The sequence below is a fragment of the Serratia sp. TSA_7 genome, assembly GCF_052692135.1.
In genome coordinates, this window is sequence record NZ_JBQZFU010000001.1 from 164,987 (window position 1) to 184,246 (window position 19,260).

The window sequence follows — 19,260 nt, forward strand, 5'->3', positions numbered from 1 at the left end:
TTTGCAGGCACCCACTGAATGAGTGCCTGCATCATGATCCGATATTCAGACCGTTATTTATTTATAATTACTGCATTTATTGCATTAATTTTTCGGCCTGAGCCAAAATTTGTGCACCCGATCTCACCGTATCATCGTAATTGTAAATATCTGTACGAAATTGTGGCTTTCCATCATCAGAAACCCAGGCGGTTAAATAATACAATTTAACCGGAATATGCTGACGGATATTTACGTAGGTGGTATTTCCCCCTTTAAGGGTGGAGGAAACGCGGGTATTGTTCCAGCCGGCATCTTGCAGCAGCATATTAGCCAAATCAGATGCCTTGTTAACGCGCACGCAACCGGAACTCAGGGCACGAATATCTTTCTGGAACAGATTGTGGTTCGGCGTATCGTGCAGATAGATAGCATCCGAGCTCGGCATGTTGAATTTGAAACGCCCCAGCGAGTTGGTGGCGCCCGGTGCCTGACGAATGCGGTATGGGAAATTACGCGCAGATACCATGTTCCAGTCAATCATCGCCGGGTTGATGACCTCAGCGTCATTGCTCCAGCCGGAAAGCACGGTATAGCCGTGTTTCTGGAAATAGCTGCCGTCACGCATTGCCTTTGGCACAATATCTTCGCGTACCAGCGTAGTCGGCACATTCCACGGCGGGTTGACCACGACGTTGTTCAGCGCACTGTTCATCAGCGGCGTCTTGCGGCTGGGCCGACCGACGATAACCCGTGAGGAAAGCACTTCATTGCCGTTCTGGTAGTAAGTCAGCGAGTAATTGGGAATGTTAACCATGATCCCGGTGTCGACGTAGCCAGGGAGGATGCGCAAACGCTGGATATTCAATGCCAACAGCGAAGCGCGCGTTTGCGGCGACACGTTGAGCCACTCGCGGGTACGGGCGCCAATCACGCCGTCAGCGGTCAAACCTTGCCATTTCTGGAAGCGTTTAACGCCTTCGACCAGATCGGGGGTATAAGCGTTATCAGTGACGGTCACCGGGCCGGCAGGCTGCTGGGCAAATGGCGATTCCGGCGATGCGGCAAGATCTTTTACCGGTGCGGCTGACGGGCTGATAACCACACTTTTGCTCTCGCGACTTTTTTCTTCATCGACTGACAAGCCGCCATCGTCCGGTTCATTGCGCGAACCGGTCAGTACCGCAGGCGGCTCCTGCGTTTGCACCGACGCTGCGGTCAGCATGCCATTGCGCGCCAGGATCTCACGCAGGGCGGCAATGTCGCTGCTCAGTTGATCGGGGCGCAAACTCGGACCGTTAGCCATCTGCGGCCATGGACGGTTATCGGCCAGCATGTCGCGCAGCGCCTGATGCATCTTGGCGTATTGCGGGTGCTGCGGCGCCAGCTTGGTGACATAAGCCAACGTCTTGCCCTGACGCACCGCCAGTTGCCATTGATTAATCACCGCATTAGGCGGCAGGCCGAGCTTGTAGGGAATATTGCTATACAACCAGCTGTTACCGTTGGCGCCGATGGCTGAAACGAACTGCAAATACCCCAGCATAGCATCAGACAGGACAACGTCGCGCGCCACGCCGGTAATCGCCGGATCGGTCAGCAGCTTCACCCATTGGGTAAACTGCGGCTGCACGCCGGACATGGCCAGCTCGGCCAACTGCTGCTGGAACTGCTGAACCGCCTCGCGATCCTGCCACATCAGTTGCATCCGGTTAGCGGCGTACAAAGGAGCCAACGTTGAAAGATAGTGCGGTGTCATTCCTTTCGGCAATGCCGCCAATAATTCCGAACGGCTTTGCGCAACTGACATGCCGGATGACGCTACCGGAAACGCAGGCACGGTTGCCCATGCGGGTAACGACGACGCAAGTCCAGATGCGATTGCGCAGCTCAGCGCCAGACGCCGTAAAGTGTTTCCATTTTTAAGCAACATCCATTGCCCCCTGTATGCTCACAAAAAATACATCAAAAACCGCTTGTTAATTTCAGTATACGAACAGAAAGGCCATTTTGCCCTTGGACGCCGCTAATAACTGTTATGTCATTAAGCTACCCGGTTTTTAGCGGATAAAAAAGCAGGACTATCATCCATGCACACAAAAAAATAGCCACCCCAGGGCGGCTATTTTCAGATTATTAGCGGACTTTTTTGCGTTTACGGCGTTTCTACCGCAGCAGTGCCCGGTGCAGGCAGCTCATTGGCGAAACCGCGCAGCCCCACTACGTGCACGTGCTCATGGTTCTGGAACACCTTACGCACCAGCTTATAAGTGGTGCCTTTTTCCGGGCTGATGTTTTCCGGCGCAGCGATAATCAGCTGCATTTCCAGACGATCGCACAGCTCGAACAGCGTTGCGATGGACTTGGCGTCCAGTCGCGCCGCTTCATCGAGGAACAGCAAGCGGCAAGGCGAGATATCCTTGCCACGCAGACGGCGTGACTCCTCTTCCCAGCTCTGCACCACCATCACCAGGATCGACATCCCGGTCCCTATCGCTTCCCCGGTAGACAACGCGCCGCTCTCGGCACGCAGCCAACCGTCAGAACCGCGGAACACTTCCACTTCCAGCTCCAGATAGTTACGGTAATCCAGCAGCTCTTCGCCGATAGTCTGCGGCGTGCGTTGCCCCATATCAATCTGCGGGTTCAGGCGCTGATACAGCTTCGCCAAGGCTTCAGAGAAGGTCAGACGGTTGCTGTTGAACAGATCCTGATGCTGCTCTCGCTGCTCGGCCAGCACGTCCAGCAGCGTCGCATGCGCTTCGCGCACGTTGACGTTCAACCGCACGCTCTTCACCTGGCCGAAAGACACCGCCTGCAGACCCTGGTTGAGCATGCGGATGCGGTTCTGTTCACGCTGGATGGTTTTGCGGATGATATTCGCCACGCTCTTGGAACTGATCGCCAGCTTCTGCTCGCGCGCGGTCAGTTCTTCGGTCAGGCGACCCAGCTCGATTTCCATCTGTTCGATGGCCTCAACCGGGTCATCGGTACGAATGATATCCTGGCGGATACGCTCGCGCAGATGCTGATACACCGCGATATAGAACTGAATCTTGCGTTCCGGGCGTTTTGGATCTTCCGACAAACGCAGAACGTCGCGCAGATGTTCGTTATCCGACACCGCCAGACGCAACGCACCCAGCGCCTTATCCGACATCGAGCGCAGCTCGTCACCGTCCATATAAGCCAGTTCGCGACGGTGTAGACGGCGTTCAACGCCGTTGTCTTTCACCATGCGCATAACCGCACACCAACCCGCCTTGGCGGTCACCACCTGCTCACGCAGTTGGTAATAGTCGCGCTCCAGCTTGCGCAGTTTCTTCTGCAGGCTGTCCATTTCCGCTTCGCAGAAGGTCAGCTGTTTTTCCAACTGGTTACGGCGCGCACGGTTGGTACTCAGCGCCGCATGCAACTCGTCACGACGCGCTCGCGCACGCGCTTCGGCGTTGGCATCCGCCTGCACGCCGATGTCCACCAGTTCCTGACTCAGCTCTTTCAGCATGTCGCGCTTGGCGTCATACGAACTTTTCAGCGATGCCAGTACCTGGCTGTACTGGGTAAATTGGGTTTGATACTGACGCAGTTGCTCACGGGCGCGGGTACGTTCCGCTTCCGCATGCTCCAGACGCTGGCGCAGCTTGTCGTTAAGATCGTTGTTGGCGTTCTGCATGCCGGCAGAGTCGGTATAACCAAAGTGCGCACGACGCTGCACCACTTCGATCAGAGCAAACGCCTGTTGCTTGGCCTGACGCTGTACGCTCTGCGCCTGGGTGTAATCCTGCTGCAGCTGTTCATGCTGCTGCGGATCGCTTTGCAACACCGACAACAAGGGTTCCAGCTTGGTCAGGGAAACGCCGTGTTGCTGAATATGGCGCGCAGCATCCTGCGCCTCTTCAAGCTCTTCGCGGATCTCTTCCACCCGGTCCTGCAGAGTATCGTCATTCAGCAGTGACACCAATGGCATCAGGCGGTTGAGCGCCGAGATGCCCTCTTTCGCCTGATCGTACTGCTGCCGCTGCTGCTGGTTTTGCGCTTCATGGTTGTTCAGTGCACGCTCGATTTCACCGCGACGGGAATTGAGGCCACGGATTTCCGCTTCCGGATCGGCGTCAAACGCCACCGCCAGATGGGAGCCGATAAAGCGGCTGAAAGCCTGATGCGAACGCTGGGTCTTTTGCACGTCGAATGACAGCGTCGCGTAGCGCTCAGCCAGAGTTTCACGCTCGGCATGCAGCACTTCCAGACGGTTTTCACGCGCGGCGCGGCCAAACAGCGGCACTTCCGGGTAACGCGAATAACGCCACTGACGATCGGCGGTTTTCACCAATACCGCCCTGTCCTGCTCTTCGACGGCGAACACGCTGTCATCGAACGACTGCGGATCCCCTTCGATCAGATAGAGATCTTCCGGGCAGTCTTCGAGACCTTCCAGCATCTCGCGCACCAGCGACAGATCCGGCACCACGATCGCGTGGCGCGATGGGCCGTACAGCGCCGAGAAGTAAGGCGCATCGTCGATGGTGACATCGTCGTAGATTTCAGAAAGCAGCACGCCGCCAAAACGTTCGGCCAGGGTCACCAAACGTTGATCTTCGGCACCGCCAGGCTGGCTAAGGCGCTCGATTTGCGCTTCAACTTCACGCTTGCGGGCAGCCACTTCGTCGCGCTCAACGGTGGTTTCACGTTCGCGCTCCAGCAGTTGCTGCATGAACTCGGTCACCTGCTGGCTGCTTTCCAGTTCTTCACCGCTTTGCTCGCTAAGCTGACTCAGGGAATCCTGAGCCGCCAACCAGACAGGCGCACGTGCGGTCAGCTCGCGAATGCGCTGCTGGATCTGCTCCAGTTCCTGACGCATTTCCATTCGGCGCTCGCCGGCGTCGCTGACGCTCTGCGACAGCGATTCCAGACGCTCTTCCAACTCTTGCAGCAGCGCATCGAGATCGTCCGGCTGGTACTCCTGGCCGTGGCGCTTGCAGAACTCCTGCAGCAGACGCTCGGCATCTTGTTGGGAGCGCAGACGCTGTTCCAGTTCGCTCAGGCGCATGCGCAGCGGCTGCACGCGTTCGGCAAGGTGCTGCTGCGAAGGCCAATCGCGCAACAATTCGCGCGCGCATTGCCAGGCTTCGCTGCGGCTGACCTGGCCGGCGATTTTGCCCACCAGTTGATAAGCTTGTTCAAACTGACCGTGCGCGGCGTCGGCCACGCTCAGTTTCTGCTCGAGCATCAGCAACGCTTCCGTCGCTTCCTGCTCACGGGCCTGGAAAGTATCCAGCCACTGTTCGGCATTTTCAGCGGTCAGTTCTGGCAGTTGGCACAGCGAGCGAGCCCGTTCCAAGGCCTGCAACGCCTGCTGATACTGAATGGCGCGGGTCTGCTGCACGTCGAGCGCCTGCTGGTAATCGGCGAGCTGGCTTTTCAGTTCATCCACTTCCAGCTCGGCCGCCTCGGCGCGCGCTTCGTTTTCGGCCTGCTGCTCACTGGCCTCGGCAACCACTTCGTTCTGTTCTTCCAGGCGGTAGGTCAGCTCTTCCAGATCGCCTTCATAACGCTCGATCTTTTCCTGCTGACGCATCGCCGTTTGCACCAGATTCAGGTGATCGCTGGCGGCCTGGTAGTCGGTTTCCAAATCGGATTCCGCACCGCTCTGCTCTGCCAATTCACGCGCCATTTCCACGTGGCGATACTGCTCGGCGGCCAGCTGTTTACGGCTGCCCAGCAGATCGCTGCGCAGCGCCAGCGCGCCGTCCAGATGAATGCGCCGTTCGTTGGCATGACGCATGTAGTCTGCCGCCACGTAGGACGTGGCTTCGGAAATCAGGTGCTTGAACAGGTCACGGTCCGACTGAGTGACACGGATCGCTTCCAGCGTCATGCGGTTTTCGCGCAGTGCCGCTTCCATATCCTGGAACGCCTTGCGCACGCCGCTGTTTTCCGGCAACAGATAATCGCGCAGCGATCGGGTGATGGCGCTGGAAATCCCGCCGTACAGCGAGGCTTCGATCAGGCGGTAAAACTTGCTGCGATCGGCGGACGAACGCAGGCGTTTCGGCAGCACGCCCAGATCGAACATTAAAGCGTGGTAATCGGTGATGGAGTTGAACTGCTTGAACTGCACGCCTTCCATCTCTTCGACGCGCTCTTTCAGTTCCTGCAGCGTCAGTACGCGCGCCTGGCGCTCGCCTACCGTTTGGGTCAGCAGTTCAGTAGGCTGCACCGCTGTCGGTAGCCCCTGAATGGTGAACGGCTTGATGTCCACCTTGCGATCGCGACCGGCAACCTGCTGCAAACGCACGCCAACCACCACGCGCTGATGGCGCGAGTTGATCACGTCGAGAGTGGAGTAACAGACCCCGGCGCGCAGCTTGCCGTGCAAACCTTTGTCGCGCGAACCGCTGGTGGCGCCGGCTTCGGTGGTATTACGAAAGTGCAGCAGCGTCAAATCGGGGATTAGCGCGGTGACGAAAGCCGCCATAGTGGTGGATTTCCCGGCCCCGTTACCGCCGGACAGCGTGGTCACCAGCTCATCCAGATCAAAGGTACGAGCAAAGAAGCCGTTCCAGTTAACCAGCGTCAGCGAGCGAAATTTACCGCGTTCAATCATTCCTGTTCATCCTCTGCACTGTCCGGAGTGTTATCAACCTGCTGGTCTTCAGTTTCGCTCTCGTCGTTCAGCGACAGACTGTTTTCGACCGGCATCGCCTCACCGTCACGAATCATGCGCAGTTGCGCTTCACGCGGATCGTCACCGCTGCGCACGTCGGCGCCAAAGCGGAACACGGCTTCGGTGATGCGGAACTTGCTGCTGTCATTGCCCATGAAATAGACCATGCCCAGGCGACGCAGGCGGTTCAGCGAGGTACGCACTTTTTCGTGCAGTTTCTGACGATCGAGATCCGAGCCAGTGGAGCGCTGGTTAACGAACTTCAGCAATTTGGTCTCATCCGCCAGGCTCAGCAGCTCGTCGTACAGCTCCTGATGGCTGAAAATCCCCTCATGCGCCAGACGCTCTGGGCTGAGATAGAGATAGCACAGGATTTTCCCTACCATCATGTCCAGCTCGGACAACACCGAACGCGGGATCAGGGTAGTGGAACGCGGGCGCAGGTAGAAAAAGCCTTCCGGCGCGCGGATCAGTTCCACGTTGTAGCGGGTGTAAAACTCTTCCAGTTCGTCCTGAAAGTCCATTAAGAAGGCATGGTTATCCAGCTCATCGATACCGATGTGACGACCTGCACGCAGTTGGCTGTCGAGCGCCGGGAACAGCGCGTTAGACAATGCCTTGGCCAGCTTGACTGGCATTACTTGTTCAATATTTGTCGATGACATGGGCCTGGACCTTGGCTCCGTAATCATTGATTGCCTGCCATTGCGCCGGCAACCCTGAAAAATCTGCTTCAGCCACACCAAGGCGCACAGCCTGGTCGACCACTAAACGTGCTACGTCGAAATGACGAGCACGCGGATATTGCGCCAGATAATCGCGCATTACCGCCCCTAAATTGAGCGGTATCTGTTGTTCCTGATAAATCTTCAGCGCCTGTTCGATCATTGCCGCCAGTTGTTCGCGGATCTCGCTGAACTCTTCGAACTCCAGATCCGGCGGCAGTTCCCCAGTCACTTCCTCGCTGCGCAGCGCCAGCTCTTCGTCACGCATATCCAGCAAGCGGTCGGCGTTGGCGTGGGTCAGCGTCCATGGGTTGTCGAAATAGTTTTGCACCGATTGGCGCAGGCGTTGGGCGAACACGCGGTTCTTATCCATGTCGATCGCGGTACGGATAAATTTATGCACGTGACGGTCGTAACCGATCCACAGGTCAATCGCCTGCTGGCCCCAACTGATAATGCGGTCGAGCTTGCTTTGCAGATCGAACACCAGTTTGTCGACGAAGCCCAGTTCCATCCCGCCCAGCGTCGCATCCTGAATGCGCAACAGGTTGGCCTGCAGCTTGTCGCCCGCCGCCTCCAGCGTATCTTGCAGCTCGCGCAGCGTGCCGGAAGTTTCGGACAACAGCATCTCACAGCTGGAGATCGCCGCGCGCCAATCCTGATTCAGCAGTGCGGCGATATCTTCCTTCACGCCCTGCTGTTGCTCATCCATCAGCCGTTGGGTCATGTCGATACTGTCGAAGATTTCCGCCACCGAATATTTCAGCGGTGCAAACACGTTGCGGTGCCAATGGAAATCATCTCCGCCCTCTTCGGCGGCGTCGGCGGCGCGCTTTAGCTCCTCCGCCACGATCGACAGCTGCATCGACAGGCGCAGCGTAGAGAATTCGCGCTGACGGATATAGTAATCGGTGATACCGATGCCCAACGGGGTCAGACGGTAAATCGCATTGCCGTCTGCCAGTTCGCTGGTAAAGCGGTTTAACAGGCGCTGGCGCACCATGTCGTTAATCGCATTGTTGGCGCGGACCGCCACCGTTTCATGCGTCTGTTCGAAACCCTTGCTGACATGGCGAAATGCATCAACCAGCTCACCTTCGCTCATCTCGCCGTCCAGTCGCTCGCCGTTAAGGGTGGCGATAGCGAGCAAAAACGCGAGACGCTCCGTAGGGAGCGAAATAGAGAAATCATTTTTCCGTGCCCAGGCGACCAGTTCGGGTACTGTCTGGGAAAATTCACTCATAGTTCGTCCTTCAGGTTTGGTTTATGCGCCATGACGTGAATATAGCGCCCCAAACTCACGTACGGCTCCTGCCGGCAATAGTGCTGTTCAAGCGCCAGTAACTCTTCAAATTTTTGCGTCTGTAGCTGCCTGCTCTGCAGATAATCGTGGAACACGCGCACGCCGGTTTTCCCGCTGATGCGCATGCCCATTTGCTCCAGCCAGCCATAAACCTGCGGCGGGTTGTGCGGATATTGCGGCGACAAAGAGCGCTTTCTGCGCCTTCTGACCTCTGGATTCACCAGTTGGAAATTACCCAACACCACGTTGCGCATCAAGAGGCCGTTGGCATTAAAGAACATCAATGACAGTGCGCCGCCGGGTAGCAGGCAGTTGAACAATGCCTGCAACGCCGCCTCAGGTTCAGCAATCCATTCAAGCACCGCGTGGAACAATATCAGATCAACCGGCTGTTCCAAGTGCTGACCAATATCCTGCGCTGAACTTTGTATGAATTGCATGTTCTGGCTCACACCTTTCTGTTCGGCCAGTTGCGCAGCGCGTTGGATCATCTCACCAGAAAGATCGCACAACAACACCTGATGTCCTAATTCTGCCAGTTGACAAGCCAGGTGGCCTTCGCCGCCGCCGGCATCCAGAATGCGCAGCGGCCGCTGCGGCAACTGGGCCAGCAGCGTGGTCAGGTCCTGCCAGACTACCGCCTGACGGATCTTCCCTTTGGTGGTGCCGTAAATATTACGCGCAAACTTTTCAGCAATATCGTCAAAATTGCGATCCTGCATGGACAACGGCTCCGCTGATCTTATCCTGATGGGGGCAAAGCGCCAGCCCATTCAAACCTGCTATTTTGGCACAGACTGGCTTAGAATGAATCTTCTTGCGGCCTGATTGTGCCCGGATGTCGTTTTTTCGCCCAAAAGGACCTGATTTTTGATGCTGTTCAACCTGAAAAAGTTCATTGGCGCCATTTTAATGCCATTACCTGCGCTGCTGCTGTTGATGGGGCTGGCGCTGTTGCTGCTATGGTTCACCCGCTGGCAAAAAAGCGGCAAAGTAATTTTATCACTGAGCTGGCTGTTTTTACTGCTTTTCAGCCTGCAGCCGGTGGCCGACCGGCTGTTGCGACCTATAGAGTCTGAATATGTAACCTATCGTGGCAATGACCAGGTGAATTATATCGTGGTGCTGGGTGGCGGCTATACCTTTAACCCGGATTGGGCTCCCAGCTCCAACCTGATAGGTAACAGCCTGCCACGAGTGACGGAGGGCGTGCGCTTATATCTCGCGCATCCGGGCAGCAAGATGGTGTTCACCGGTGCCGGCGGCGCCAATACCTTGAGCAACGCTGCAACTGCGGCGCGGGTAGCGGAAAGCCTGGGGGTGCCTCGTAGCGATATGGTGTTGTTGGATCGCCCGATGGATACCGAGCAAGAGGCGTTACAGGTGTCGAAGCTGGTCGGCCAGCAACCGTTTATACTGGTGACCTCAGCCAACCATTTGCCGCGGGCGATGCGCTTTTTTGAAGCCAAGGGGTTGCACCCTATTCCGGCGCCGGCCAATCAGTTGGCCATCAGCTCCAGGTTAAATATTTGGGATCGCGTGGTACCCTCAGCCATGTTCCTTGGCCACAGCGAACGTGCCTGGTATGAAACGCTGGGCAGCCTGTGGCAATCGCTCAAAGGGGCCGATGAGGCCTCTGCCGACTAGCCGGCAAGCCAGGGCAGCAGCTGTTTCGACGCATGGTCAAACAGCTGCCTATCCAGCTTGCCGGTGTGAATTAACCGCCCTGCCGCTTCCCATACGCCATACAGCCAACGTCGCACCAGGAACGACTCCGATACCGGTGCCCGCTGCAAATAATAAAACATCAGTTGGCTGGGCATCCCGGCCTCGCACAACCTGAACAGCTCATATTCACGCGGTGCCCACAGCATCATCCCAGGGTTGAGCATCGCCAGCAGTTGGTCGCTTTTGGCATCTTTCAGCATGCTGCGCAATGACAGGTTGCCGTGCACCAGCACACAAGGATCGTCGAAACCGACAAAAAAATGGGTCAGCGCCTCCCGCGTGCGGTACAACAAGCGGCGATCGGCCATCGTCAACTGCGGCGAGTTGAGGTTCCCGAGCGTCGACCACAGCACCTCGACCCGCTGCTGATACCAACAAAACCAGTCGTTTTCCTGCGTGCTGTCAACCGTGCCGACGCAACCGTGGCTGTCGATACGGTGCCAAGCCAATACGCCATCGACGATCTGTTCCATCAGCATATTCCAGCGGTCCGGCGTTCGCGTCGGCGCCTCCACCGACACCCCCCGCAGACGCTCGATCAACAGGATCTCTTTATAGGGCGCCTGATGGGTATAGACCACGCCATACACCGTCGGCAGGCGGATATCCCCTTCACGCGCCAGCATCGACAACTTATAAGCTTCCTGCTGGGCTATACCCTGACAGACAAAGCTTTTTGCCATCAGCGGGATCGCGTGACCCTGTTGGTCATACAACGAGTACATGTGTGCATAAGGCTGTTCGCTAACGCGTTCCAGTCGACTGATGGATTCGCCCAGCACAATGCTCAGTTCGGCGCGTAACTGCTCCATAAGGAAATAACCTCAAGAGAAAAAGAGGAGACGCTGACATCATCGAACGGTGAGCAAAAAAAATCCTCAACGCAGATCAACAAAATGGGGATAAAGAATACGGGAAATTGTACCGCCGACACGCCAGGCGACGTGCCGGCTTTTAATGCTTAGCCCTTGATGCTGTCGCGCACGCGCTGCAGATCTTCCGGCGTATCAACACCCACGGTTGGAATGGCTTTAGCAACCCCCACATGGATTTTTTCACCGTACCACAGCACCCGCAGTTGCTCCAGCAGCTCAATTTGCTCCAGTTGGCTTGGCGCCCAGCTGACATAACGGCGCACAAAACCGGCACGATAGGCGTAAATGCCGATGTGGCGCAGCAGGCTGTCGCCGATACTTTCTTTGGATTGAGCAAAACGTTCCCGATCCCAGGGAATAGTCGCGCGTGAAAAATAGAGCGCATAACCCTGTGCATCCATCACTACTTTGACGGCATTAGGGTTAAAGGCTTCTTCCGCGCTGGCGATCGGTACCGCGAGAGTGGCCATGCCGGCCTGGCTGGCTGCCAGGTTTTCTGCCACCTGGCGTACGATCACCGGCGGGATCATCGGTTCGTCACCCTGCACGTTAACGATGATTTCGTCATCGGCAAAACCATAATGCTCGATCACTTCCGCCAGGCGTTCGGTACCGGAATGGTGATGCGGGCTGGTCATGCACACTTCGCCACCGGCGGCTTTGACCGCTTTGGCCACTTCGGGGTGATCGGTCGCTACGATAACGCGGCTGGCGCCGGACTCACGTGCACGTTCCATTACGTGCACCACCATTGGCTTACCGTGAATATCGGCCAACGGCTTGCCCGGCAAACGGGTTGATGCGTAACGGGCTGGAATAATAGCGATAAAACTCATGCGTGTTTCTCATCCAATGACAGCGAACGCGCTTCGTTTTCCAGCAGTACGGGAATGCCATCACGCAGCGGATAGGCGAGGCCGTCCACTTTGCAGACCAGTTCCTGGTTTTCTTTATTGAAATAGAGCTTACCGTTGCAAACCGGGCAGGCAACGATTTCGAGTAAACGGTGGTCCATGCTTCCTCCTGAGTGGAGATCTAAAGTGCGTGAGAATAGCATAACGCTATGTGCCAGGTTAATCACCGCTGTTTTACCGCTGCCTTTTAATCTGGCGCGGGGGATTGAATTGACTGTGATGCAGGCGTAGAATTTTGTGATACAAGTCACAAAAAAGACGCTTTCCATGATCAAACGTATTCACAAAATCATCGCCCTGTTTGCCAATTTCAGCAACTAAGGCATAGATCTGATTGTAACGGGCGGCGCTGAAAATTCGTTTTACCCACGCTGACGACGCCGCTCGTTATTCCACTTCCCACCCTTCACCCCATTCGACGGCCAACTGTGCCGGAATATCCCCCAGCGTCACCTGTTTTGCCCCGTGCCATTTTGCACTGCGCGTGATTGCCTGCCGAAGATCCTGCGCACGTTGTTTGCCAAACCGAACTTTGGCCTGCGGGTGGAAACTGATAATTTCGAAAATGCCCTGTCGCCGATGCATTTTGGCATCAATGCGGCCAATCAACTCGCCCCGTTGCAACACCGGCAGGGTAAAGTAACCGTACTGTCGCTTTTCCTTCGGCGTATAACACTCCAGCCGGTAATCAAAATCGAACAGCTCCAGCGCACGTCGGCGATCCCAAACCACAGGGTCAAACGGAGAAAGCAAGGTGGTCACACTGGATTTTAGCGCCCCCTGCTCTGCCAACTGCAGTTCTTGCACCAGTGAATGATGCACGTAAAAATCGCCGTCCAGCCCATCAACGGCCACCGGCATTATTTCGCCCCGTTGCTGTAGCGATGCCAGCAGCACTTTCGGCGTAACCCGCTTCAGACGGTAGTAATCCGCCAACCATTCAGCCCTGAAAATCCCCAGGTAACGACAAGCCCTGCCAAGCATTTCCTGCTGCGCATGGTCCGCAGGTAACGCATGACGCTCATCATCCCAGTGCGGCAATAACCTTTCTGTCAGATCGTAAACACGATGAAAATTACGCCGTTCGGCCACCATCAATTTACCGGCGGTGAACAAGATTTCGAGGTGGCGCTTTTCCGGCTTCCAGTCCCACCAACCGCTATTCCCTCTTTTTTCGGCATTAAAATCTGCCGAACGCACCGGCCCGCTGGCTTCGATATGCAACAGCAGATCGTCCATTGCCGCCTGATGCTTTTGCACCCACTCTTCAGAATATTTCCAGCCCATACCCTGCGGTTGCAGCATACGATGGCGCAACAGACCAAAATCTTCAATGGGTAAGAAACAGGCTTCGTGCGCCCAATACTCGAACAGCTGACGACTGGCCAGCGCCTGTTCCAGCCATTCCGGCTGATAATCGCCCAGGCGGCTGAACAGCACCAGATAGGGGCTGCGTGCGACAACGCTGATGGTATCTATTTGCAGTAATCCCATACGTTGAATGGCGGTAACCACATCGTCGGGTTTGGCTTTGCGTTTAATCGGGGATAATAGCCCTTGTGCAGCAAGATGAAGCGCGCGGGCGGCGGCAAGAGAAATAACCGGGGTAAGCATCCTGACATCCAAAGTCGTTAAGCGATTGCTCGATAATAGTGGATATCAGAAGATTTTTCTTCGCCAGTGCTTGGGGTGGCGGCACCGGCACTGGCGAGGAAGGGGTGGGTCAGAACGCGATGACGTCTGCCGCTGACAGCCCGTGGGAGCTGCGATAGATCGAGAACTCAACGTTCTGACCTTCGTTTAACGATTTATTTTTAGTATTGGCGATAGAACGACGGCTAACATAGATTTCGTCGCTACCATCTACCGGTGAAATAAAACCATAGCCTGCAGCTTGATCAAACCATTTCACACGGCCCATTTGTAACACAGTATTTTTAAACATAACTTATATCCTTTTACTTGAGCATCCTTAACAACGTTATTTTTATTATTGTTGGACGCTACCAGCCCATCCTAAAGTTTTTCGTAACAAACCTCTCGTGAGCAAAAAATTAAAAACCCGCATTACGCGGGCTTGTTGAACTTAATATCTTCCGCAATGAATCGGCATTAACGCCTCATCATGGTTGTATTAAGATCTCTTTACGTCATTGCCTGTTTAGTTACAGAGCAACAACGTTGGCGGCAGCCGGCCCGCGCGGGCTGTCCTGGATGCTGTACTCAACACGCTGGCCTTCAGCCAGAGTTTTGAAACCGTCGGTCGCGATTGCAGAGAAATGTACGAATACATCTTTACCACCGTCGTTTTGCTCAATGAAACCAAAACCTTTGCTTTCGTTGAACCATTTAACCTGACCCGTTTTCTTAGACATTACACATTTACCTTTTAAATATATATACAAAACCTGCCATAAGGCAATTTAGGCCGTTTTTAGGAACATTACTTATGGGAGGTACTTAGAAGGTTCGTCTTTGAAGCGGAATCAGATGATAACGTTTTTGGAGGAACTGCTTAAATCTAAACTCGAACATAAATAGGTCTGTATCACAGGCCGACATGCATTTACTCATAAATCTAGATTTTACACAAGCAATTTATTGGCATATTTTTATAATTCCGCCAAATTTGTTTTTATGTCCATGATTATGCATAGATTAATTAATTTATTTTTGCCGTTTCCACTCAGAAGCATTGCCTTCCGGACGGCCGTCATTTCCGCCAGGACCATTGCAAATGAGAGCTAACGCATAAAAATCCAATATGCTTGTCCAAACTATAACAAAACCCAACCGAGATAGCTAAACTTGGGGTGAAAACAAGGCGGATGGCCTTTCAGCCAGCACTTTTACCGCAAAAAATACTATTTTTCAGATTATCCCGAATAAAGGAGCTATGCGCATGACCGCCCAGCAGTTCGTCTCACCGAATGAAATCCGCTCCAGGTTCTCCCACGCCATGTCAGATATGTACCAAAAAGAGGTACCTCTCTATGGCGATTTGCTCGAACTGGTTGCGGAAACCAACCGACAGGTCCTGCGCGAAGATGCCGCATTGGCGCATCAATTACAAATTACCGGTGAAATCGAAAGACTGGCCATGGAACGCCACGGGGCAATCCGGGTAGGTACGGCGGATGAGCTGGCTACTCTGCGACGGCTGTTTAACGTCATGGGCATGTCGCCGGTCGGGTATTACGATCTGGCCGTGGCAGGAGTTCCGGTTCATTCCACCGCGTTTCGCGCAGTACATGAAGATGCGCTGCAGATCAGCCCATTCCGGGTTTTCACCTCATTATTACGGTTAGAGCTGATTGAAAGCCCGGCGTTACGTCAGTTGGCCCAGCAACTGCTGGCCCGCCGCCGCATCTTTACTGAACGCGTGCTGGAGTTGATCGTCTTGCAGGAAGCTCAGGGCGGGTTGGATGACAGCCAGGCCAGTGAATTTATCGAACAGGCGCTGGAAACTTTTCGTTGGCACAACCGGGCGACCGTCAGTGCCGCCGAATATCAACAATTGCACGATCAGCACCGTCTGATTGCAGACGTAGTGGCGTTCAAGGGCCCACACATCAACCATTTGACGCCACGCACGCTGAATATCGACCTCGTCCAGCAAGCGATGCCCGGTCGGGGAATCACGCCTAAAGCCGTTATCGAAGGCCCGCCACCTCGCCGTCGGCCAATTTTGCTACGCCAAACCAGCTTTAAAGCGCTGGAAGAAAGCGTAGCCTTTGTCGAACATGACGGCAGCACCGTGGGCGGACATCATACCGCGCGTTTTGGCGAAATCGAGCAACGTGGCGTAGCGCTGACCCCGAAAGGCCGCGCGCTCTATGACCGCCTGTTGCAAGCTACCAACGATGCCTTGCAGGCACCGCCAAGTGAAAAGAACGCCGAGCGGTACAATCAGTTACTGGCGGAAAACTTCCAGGCGTTTCCAGATGATTATGCAACCTTGCGTGAGCAGCAACTGGCATGGTTCCGCTATTTCCCTACCGAGTGCGGCCTGGCGGCCAAAGACTCGCTGGATAAAAACAGTACGCTGGAACAACTGATAGCTCAGGAGCACGTTCGCTTTCAACCTTTGGTATATGAAGACTTCTTACCGGTTAGCGCTGCAGGCATTTTCCAGTCTAATCTGGGTGACAACCGGCATGCTCAGTACAATGCAGCATCGAGCCGTGCCGCTTTCGAGCAGGCACTGGGGGCAGAGGTGATTGATGAATTGGCGCTGTATCAACAAACGCAACAGCGTTCGATAAACGCCTGCGCGCAAGCTCTGGGGCTTAACGCGCTGGCCGTTTGAGTTATTTCGTCAGCAGAGCTTCGATACTTTGCAGCAACGACTCAGCCTGATCGGGGGGAAGAACCGCATCTACCGGTAAATACCACCAGTTGGGCTGGGCAAAAATGCGGCATTTGACCGCATCTTTTTCAGTCATCAGCAGCGTTTGCTCAGATGACGCCAACGCCGCAAGTTGAGCCTGTTGGTACTCCTGATGATCGGCGAACGCGACTTCTTTCTCGACATCCACGCCAAGCTTTTCCAACGTGGCGAAAAAGCGTGGCGGATGGCCAATCCCGGCCATTGCCACCACGTGCGGCAACTCAGCCGCCGGCCGACGCGCGCCGCTGGCGATATTGACCGCCTCACGCGCTTGCAACCGCATGGCGATTTCACCCGCCTGAGCCACGCCGCCGTTGGCAATCCGCGCATTCACGCTGTTCAGGCGCGACGCGCGTTCACGCATCGGCCCCGCCGGTAACCACCAGCCATTGCCAAAACGGCGCACGCCGTCGATCACCACCAGTTCAAAATCACGTTGCAACGCGTAATGCTGCAAACCGTCATCTGTGATGACAACATCGAGTTTCTGCTGGTGCAGCAGTGCCTGCACCGCTTCCGCACGCTTTGGCGAAATCGCTACAGGCGCACCGGTGCGTTGATAAATCAATACCGGCTCATCGCCCGCCTGCTGGGTCGTAGTGTGTTCATCCAATACCAACGGATAAGATGCCGCTTTGCCACCATAACCGCGTGATACCACACCCACCCGGTATCCGCGCTGTTGCAATTGCTCCACCAGCCAGATCACCGTTGGCGTTTTACCGTTGCCGCCGGCGGTAAGGTTTCCCACCACCACCACCGGCACAGGTGCGCGCCAGCTTTTACGCAGGCCACAGCGATAACTCAGCCGAATCAAACCGCTGACCAGACCGTACAGCCAGGACAAGGGCAACAACAGCAGGTAGACCAATGAACTGCCCGACCAAATGCGCTCGATCATTATTGGCCGAACTGCATGCGGTGAAGCTGTGCGTAGACCCCACGCCGTTCGATTAGCGCCGCATGCTCACCGCGTTCAACGATGCGTCCATCTTCCACCACCAGGATTTCATCGGCCTTTTCAATGGTCGACAAGCGGTGCGCGATCACCAGCGAGGTGCGGTTTTTCTGCAGTTCGTCCAGCGCGGCCTGAATGGCGCGTTCTGATTCCGTATCCAGCGCTGAAGTTGCTTCATCAAGGATCAGAATCGGGCAATCGCGCAGCAGTGCGCGCGCGATAGCGATACGCTGACGCTGGCCACCGGACAACATCACGCCGTTCTCGCCAATCACCGTATCCAGACCATTCTCCATTTTCTCAATGAAATCCATGGCATAAGCCATTCGCGCAGCCTTCTCGATTTCTTCCCGGCTGTAACGCTCTTCACGAGCGTAAGCGATATTGTTAGCGATGGTGTCGTTAAACAAATGCACGTTTTGCGATACCAGAGCGACCTGATCGCGCAATGACGCCAAGGTATACTCGCGCAGGTCATGCCCGTCCATCAGGATTTCGCCTTCCTGAACGTCATAGAAACGGGTCAGCAGGTTGGCAATAGTCGATTTGCCCGATCCCGAACGGCCCACCAATGCTACGGTTCTGCCTTCTGAAATGCTCAGATTGATATCACGCAGTGCCGGCGTTTCTTTCCCTGGGTAATAGAAAGTCACGTTACGGAATTCGATATCGCCTTTAGCACGCGCCACTTCGCGGGTGCCGGTATCTTTTTCCTGCTCCATATCCAAAATCGAGAACAACGTTTGGCAAGCAGCCATCCCGCGCTGGAACTGGGCATTGACGTTGGTCAGCGATTTCAGTGGACGCATTAAGGCGATCATCGACGAGAACACCACAGTGATGGTACCGGCGGTCAGAGTTGCCATCACACTAGGGAAACTCGCAGCGTACAGTACAAACGCCAGCGCTAACGAAGCAATCAACTGAATAATCGGGTCAGAGATTGAAGATGCTGAAACCAGCTTCATGCCCTGTTGGCGCATGCGATTGCTGACCGAGTTGAAGCGCTCGGTTTCCACCTGCTGGCCGCCAAAAATCAGCACTTCCTTGTGACCTTTCAGCATCTGCTCAGCACTGGTGGTGACCTGCCCCATGGTGTTCTGCATGCTTTTACTGATACTACGGAAGCGTTTTGAAACAATGCGAATTGCGATAGACACGATCGGTGCCAGCACAATCAGGATCACCGATAACTGCCAGCTGTAGTAGAACATCATGCTGAACAACGCAATTATCGACGCGCCTTCACGCACCACGGTGACCAATGCGCTGGAAGAGGATGAGGCCACTTGCTCAGAGTCATAGGTGATACGCGACAACAGCGTACCGGTTGACTGCTGATCGAAGAAGGATACCGGCATTCTCATCATATGGCCAAACAGCCGGCGGCGCATATGCATCACCACCATACCGGACACCCATGAGATACAATAGCTGGAAACGAAGCCCGTCAGGCCACGTACCACCATCAAACCAATGACGGCCAACGGCATCCAAAGCAAAATGCTGCTCTCGGTTTTCCCAAAACCGTCATCCAATAAAGGTTTAAGCAAGGACAACATAAAGGCATCGCTGGCCGCGTTAAGCACTAACGCAATGGCGGCCACAATCAACCCGGTCTTAAAAGGAGTGATCATCGGCCAGAGGCGACGGAAAGTCTGCCAAGTGGAGAGATCTTTATCATTCATCATGCAAATACCAGCATCGGAAGAAATAGCGGCCTA

16 protein-coding genes are annotated in these 19,260 nt (G+C 55.1%); 3 read left to right on the top strand and 13 right to left on the bottom strand.

The genetic code is table 11. The annotated features are described in order from the left end of the window. Window positions 1-76: 76 nt before the first annotated feature. Complete coding sequence (ldtD, locus tag ACUTQW_RS00870) at window positions 77-1,789, bottom strand: L,D-transpeptidase (RefSeq protein WP_006324567.1); 1,713 nt, start codon at window positions 1,787-1,789, stop codon at window positions 77-79. Here ldtD and ACUTQW_RS00875 point away from each other — a divergent pair. After that, window positions 1,788-2,009, top strand: coding sequence for a hypothetical protein (locus tag ACUTQW_RS00875; RefSeq protein WP_006324566.1), 222 nt, complete (start codon window positions 1,788-1,790; stop codon window positions 2,007-2,009). The two genes, ldtD and ACUTQW_RS00875, sit on opposite strands and share 2 nt — an antisense overlap. Before the next feature lie 125 nt (window positions 2,010-2,134). Here ACUTQW_RS00875 and mukB read toward each other — a convergent pair whose 3' ends face one another. From mukB to cmoM, 4 genes are read right to left on the bottom strand one after another with little or no spacing between them, the layout of a single operon-like run. Beyond that, window positions 2,135-6,583, bottom strand: a complete 4,449-nt coding sequence (mukB, locus tag ACUTQW_RS00880) for a chromosome partition protein MukB (protein WP_004942695.1) — start codon at window positions 6,581-6,583, stop codon at window positions 2,135-2,137. Then, window positions 6,580-7,308, bottom strand: a complete 729-nt coding sequence (gene mukE, locus ACUTQW_RS00885) for a chromosome partition protein MukE (protein WP_020438800.1) — start codon at window positions 7,306-7,308, stop codon at window positions 6,580-6,582. Before mukE ends, mukB begins: the two co-directional genes overlap by 4 nt. Then, window positions 7,289-8,611: a chromosome partition protein MukF gene (gene mukF / locus ACUTQW_RS00890; RefSeq protein ID WP_004942690.1), complete on the bottom strand. Its 1,323-nt coding sequence runs from the start codon at window positions 8,609-8,611 to the stop codon at window positions 7,289-7,291. The genes mukE and mukF overlap by 20 nt, the downstream gene beginning before the upstream one ends. Further along, window positions 8,608-9,393 carry a tRNA uridine 5-oxyacetic acid(34) methyltransferase CmoM gene (cmoM, locus tag ACUTQW_RS00895; RefSeq protein ID WP_004942688.1) on the bottom strand — a complete coding sequence of 262 codons (786 nt, stop codon included), beginning with the start codon at window positions 9,391-9,393 and terminating at the stop codon, window positions 8,608-8,610. The genes mukF and cmoM overlap by 4 nt, the downstream gene beginning before the upstream one ends. A gap of 151 nt (window positions 9,394-9,544) precedes the next feature. Between cmoM and elyC the strand changes: the two genes are divergently transcribed. After that, complete coding sequence (gene elyC, locus ACUTQW_RS00900) at window positions 9,545-10,318, top strand: envelope biogenesis factor ElyC (protein ID WP_004942687.1); 774 nt, start codon at window positions 9,545-9,547, stop codon at window positions 10,316-10,318. On the opposite strand, the gene ACUTQW_RS00905 is transcribed toward elyC, so the two are convergent. The 6 genes from ACUTQW_RS00905 to cspE form a co-directional block, all read right to left on the bottom strand. Beyond that, window positions 10,315-11,211: a YcbJ family phosphotransferase gene (locus ACUTQW_RS00905; protein WP_004942685.1), complete on the bottom strand. Its 897-nt coding sequence runs from the start codon at window positions 11,209-11,211 to the stop codon at window positions 10,315-10,317. The two genes, elyC and ACUTQW_RS00905, sit on opposite strands and share 4 nt — an antisense overlap. A 149-nt stretch (window positions 11,212-11,360) precedes the next feature. Then, the gene (kdsB, locus tag ACUTQW_RS00910; protein ID WP_006324564.1) at window positions 11,361-12,110 is read right to left on the bottom strand and encodes a 3-deoxy-manno-octulosonate cytidylyltransferase; all 750 of its coding nucleotides are present in this window, start codon (window positions 12,108-12,110) and stop codon (window positions 11,361-11,363) included. After that, window positions 12,107-12,289: a Trm112 family protein gene (locus tag ACUTQW_RS00915; RefSeq protein ID WP_004942667.1), complete on the bottom strand. Its 183-nt coding sequence runs from the start codon at window positions 12,287-12,289 to the stop codon at window positions 12,107-12,109. Before ACUTQW_RS00915 ends, kdsB begins: the two co-directional genes overlap by 4 nt. A 286-nt stretch (window positions 12,290-12,575) precedes the next feature. Beyond that, complete coding sequence (locus ACUTQW_RS00920; protein ID WP_006324563.1) at window positions 12,576-13,802, bottom strand: winged helix-turn-helix domain-containing protein; 1,227 nt, start codon at window positions 13,800-13,802, stop codon at window positions 12,576-12,578. 109 nt (window positions 13,803-13,911) lie between these two features. Next, complete coding sequence (locus ACUTQW_RS00925; RefSeq protein ID WP_006320799.1) at window positions 13,912-14,133, bottom strand: cold-shock protein; 222 nt, start codon at window positions 14,131-14,133, stop codon at window positions 13,912-13,914. Window positions 14,134-14,353: 220 nt separating this feature from the next. Then, complete coding sequence (gene cspE, locus ACUTQW_RS00930) at window positions 14,354-14,563, bottom strand: transcription antiterminator/RNA stability regulator CspE (protein WP_004942663.1); 210 nt, start codon at window positions 14,561-14,563, stop codon at window positions 14,354-14,356. Window positions 14,564-15,090: 527 nt separating this feature from the next. On the opposite strand from cspE, the gene hglS reads away from it, so the two are divergent. Continuing rightward, window positions 15,091-16,497: a 2-oxoadipate dioxygenase/decarboxylase HglS gene (hglS, locus tag ACUTQW_RS00935; RefSeq protein ID WP_006324562.1), complete on the top strand. Its 1,407-nt coding sequence runs from the start codon at window positions 15,091-15,093 to the stop codon at window positions 16,495-16,497. Window position 16,498: 1 nt separating this feature from the next. Here the strand turns inward: hglS and lpxK are convergent, their stop codons facing one another. Next, window positions 16,499-17,479: a tetraacyldisaccharide 4'-kinase gene (gene lpxK / locus ACUTQW_RS00940; protein ID WP_006324561.1), complete on the bottom strand. Its 981-nt coding sequence runs from the start codon at window positions 17,477-17,479 to the stop codon at window positions 16,499-16,501. Continuing rightward, a complete protein-coding gene (msbA, locus tag ACUTQW_RS00945) occupies window positions 17,479-19,227 on the bottom strand; it encodes a lipid A ABC transporter ATP-binding protein/permease MsbA (RefSeq protein ID WP_006324560.1) in 1,749 nt (582 codons plus the stop codon). Before msbA ends, lpxK begins: the two co-directional genes overlap by 1 nt. Window positions 19,228-19,260: the final 33 nt, after the last annotated feature.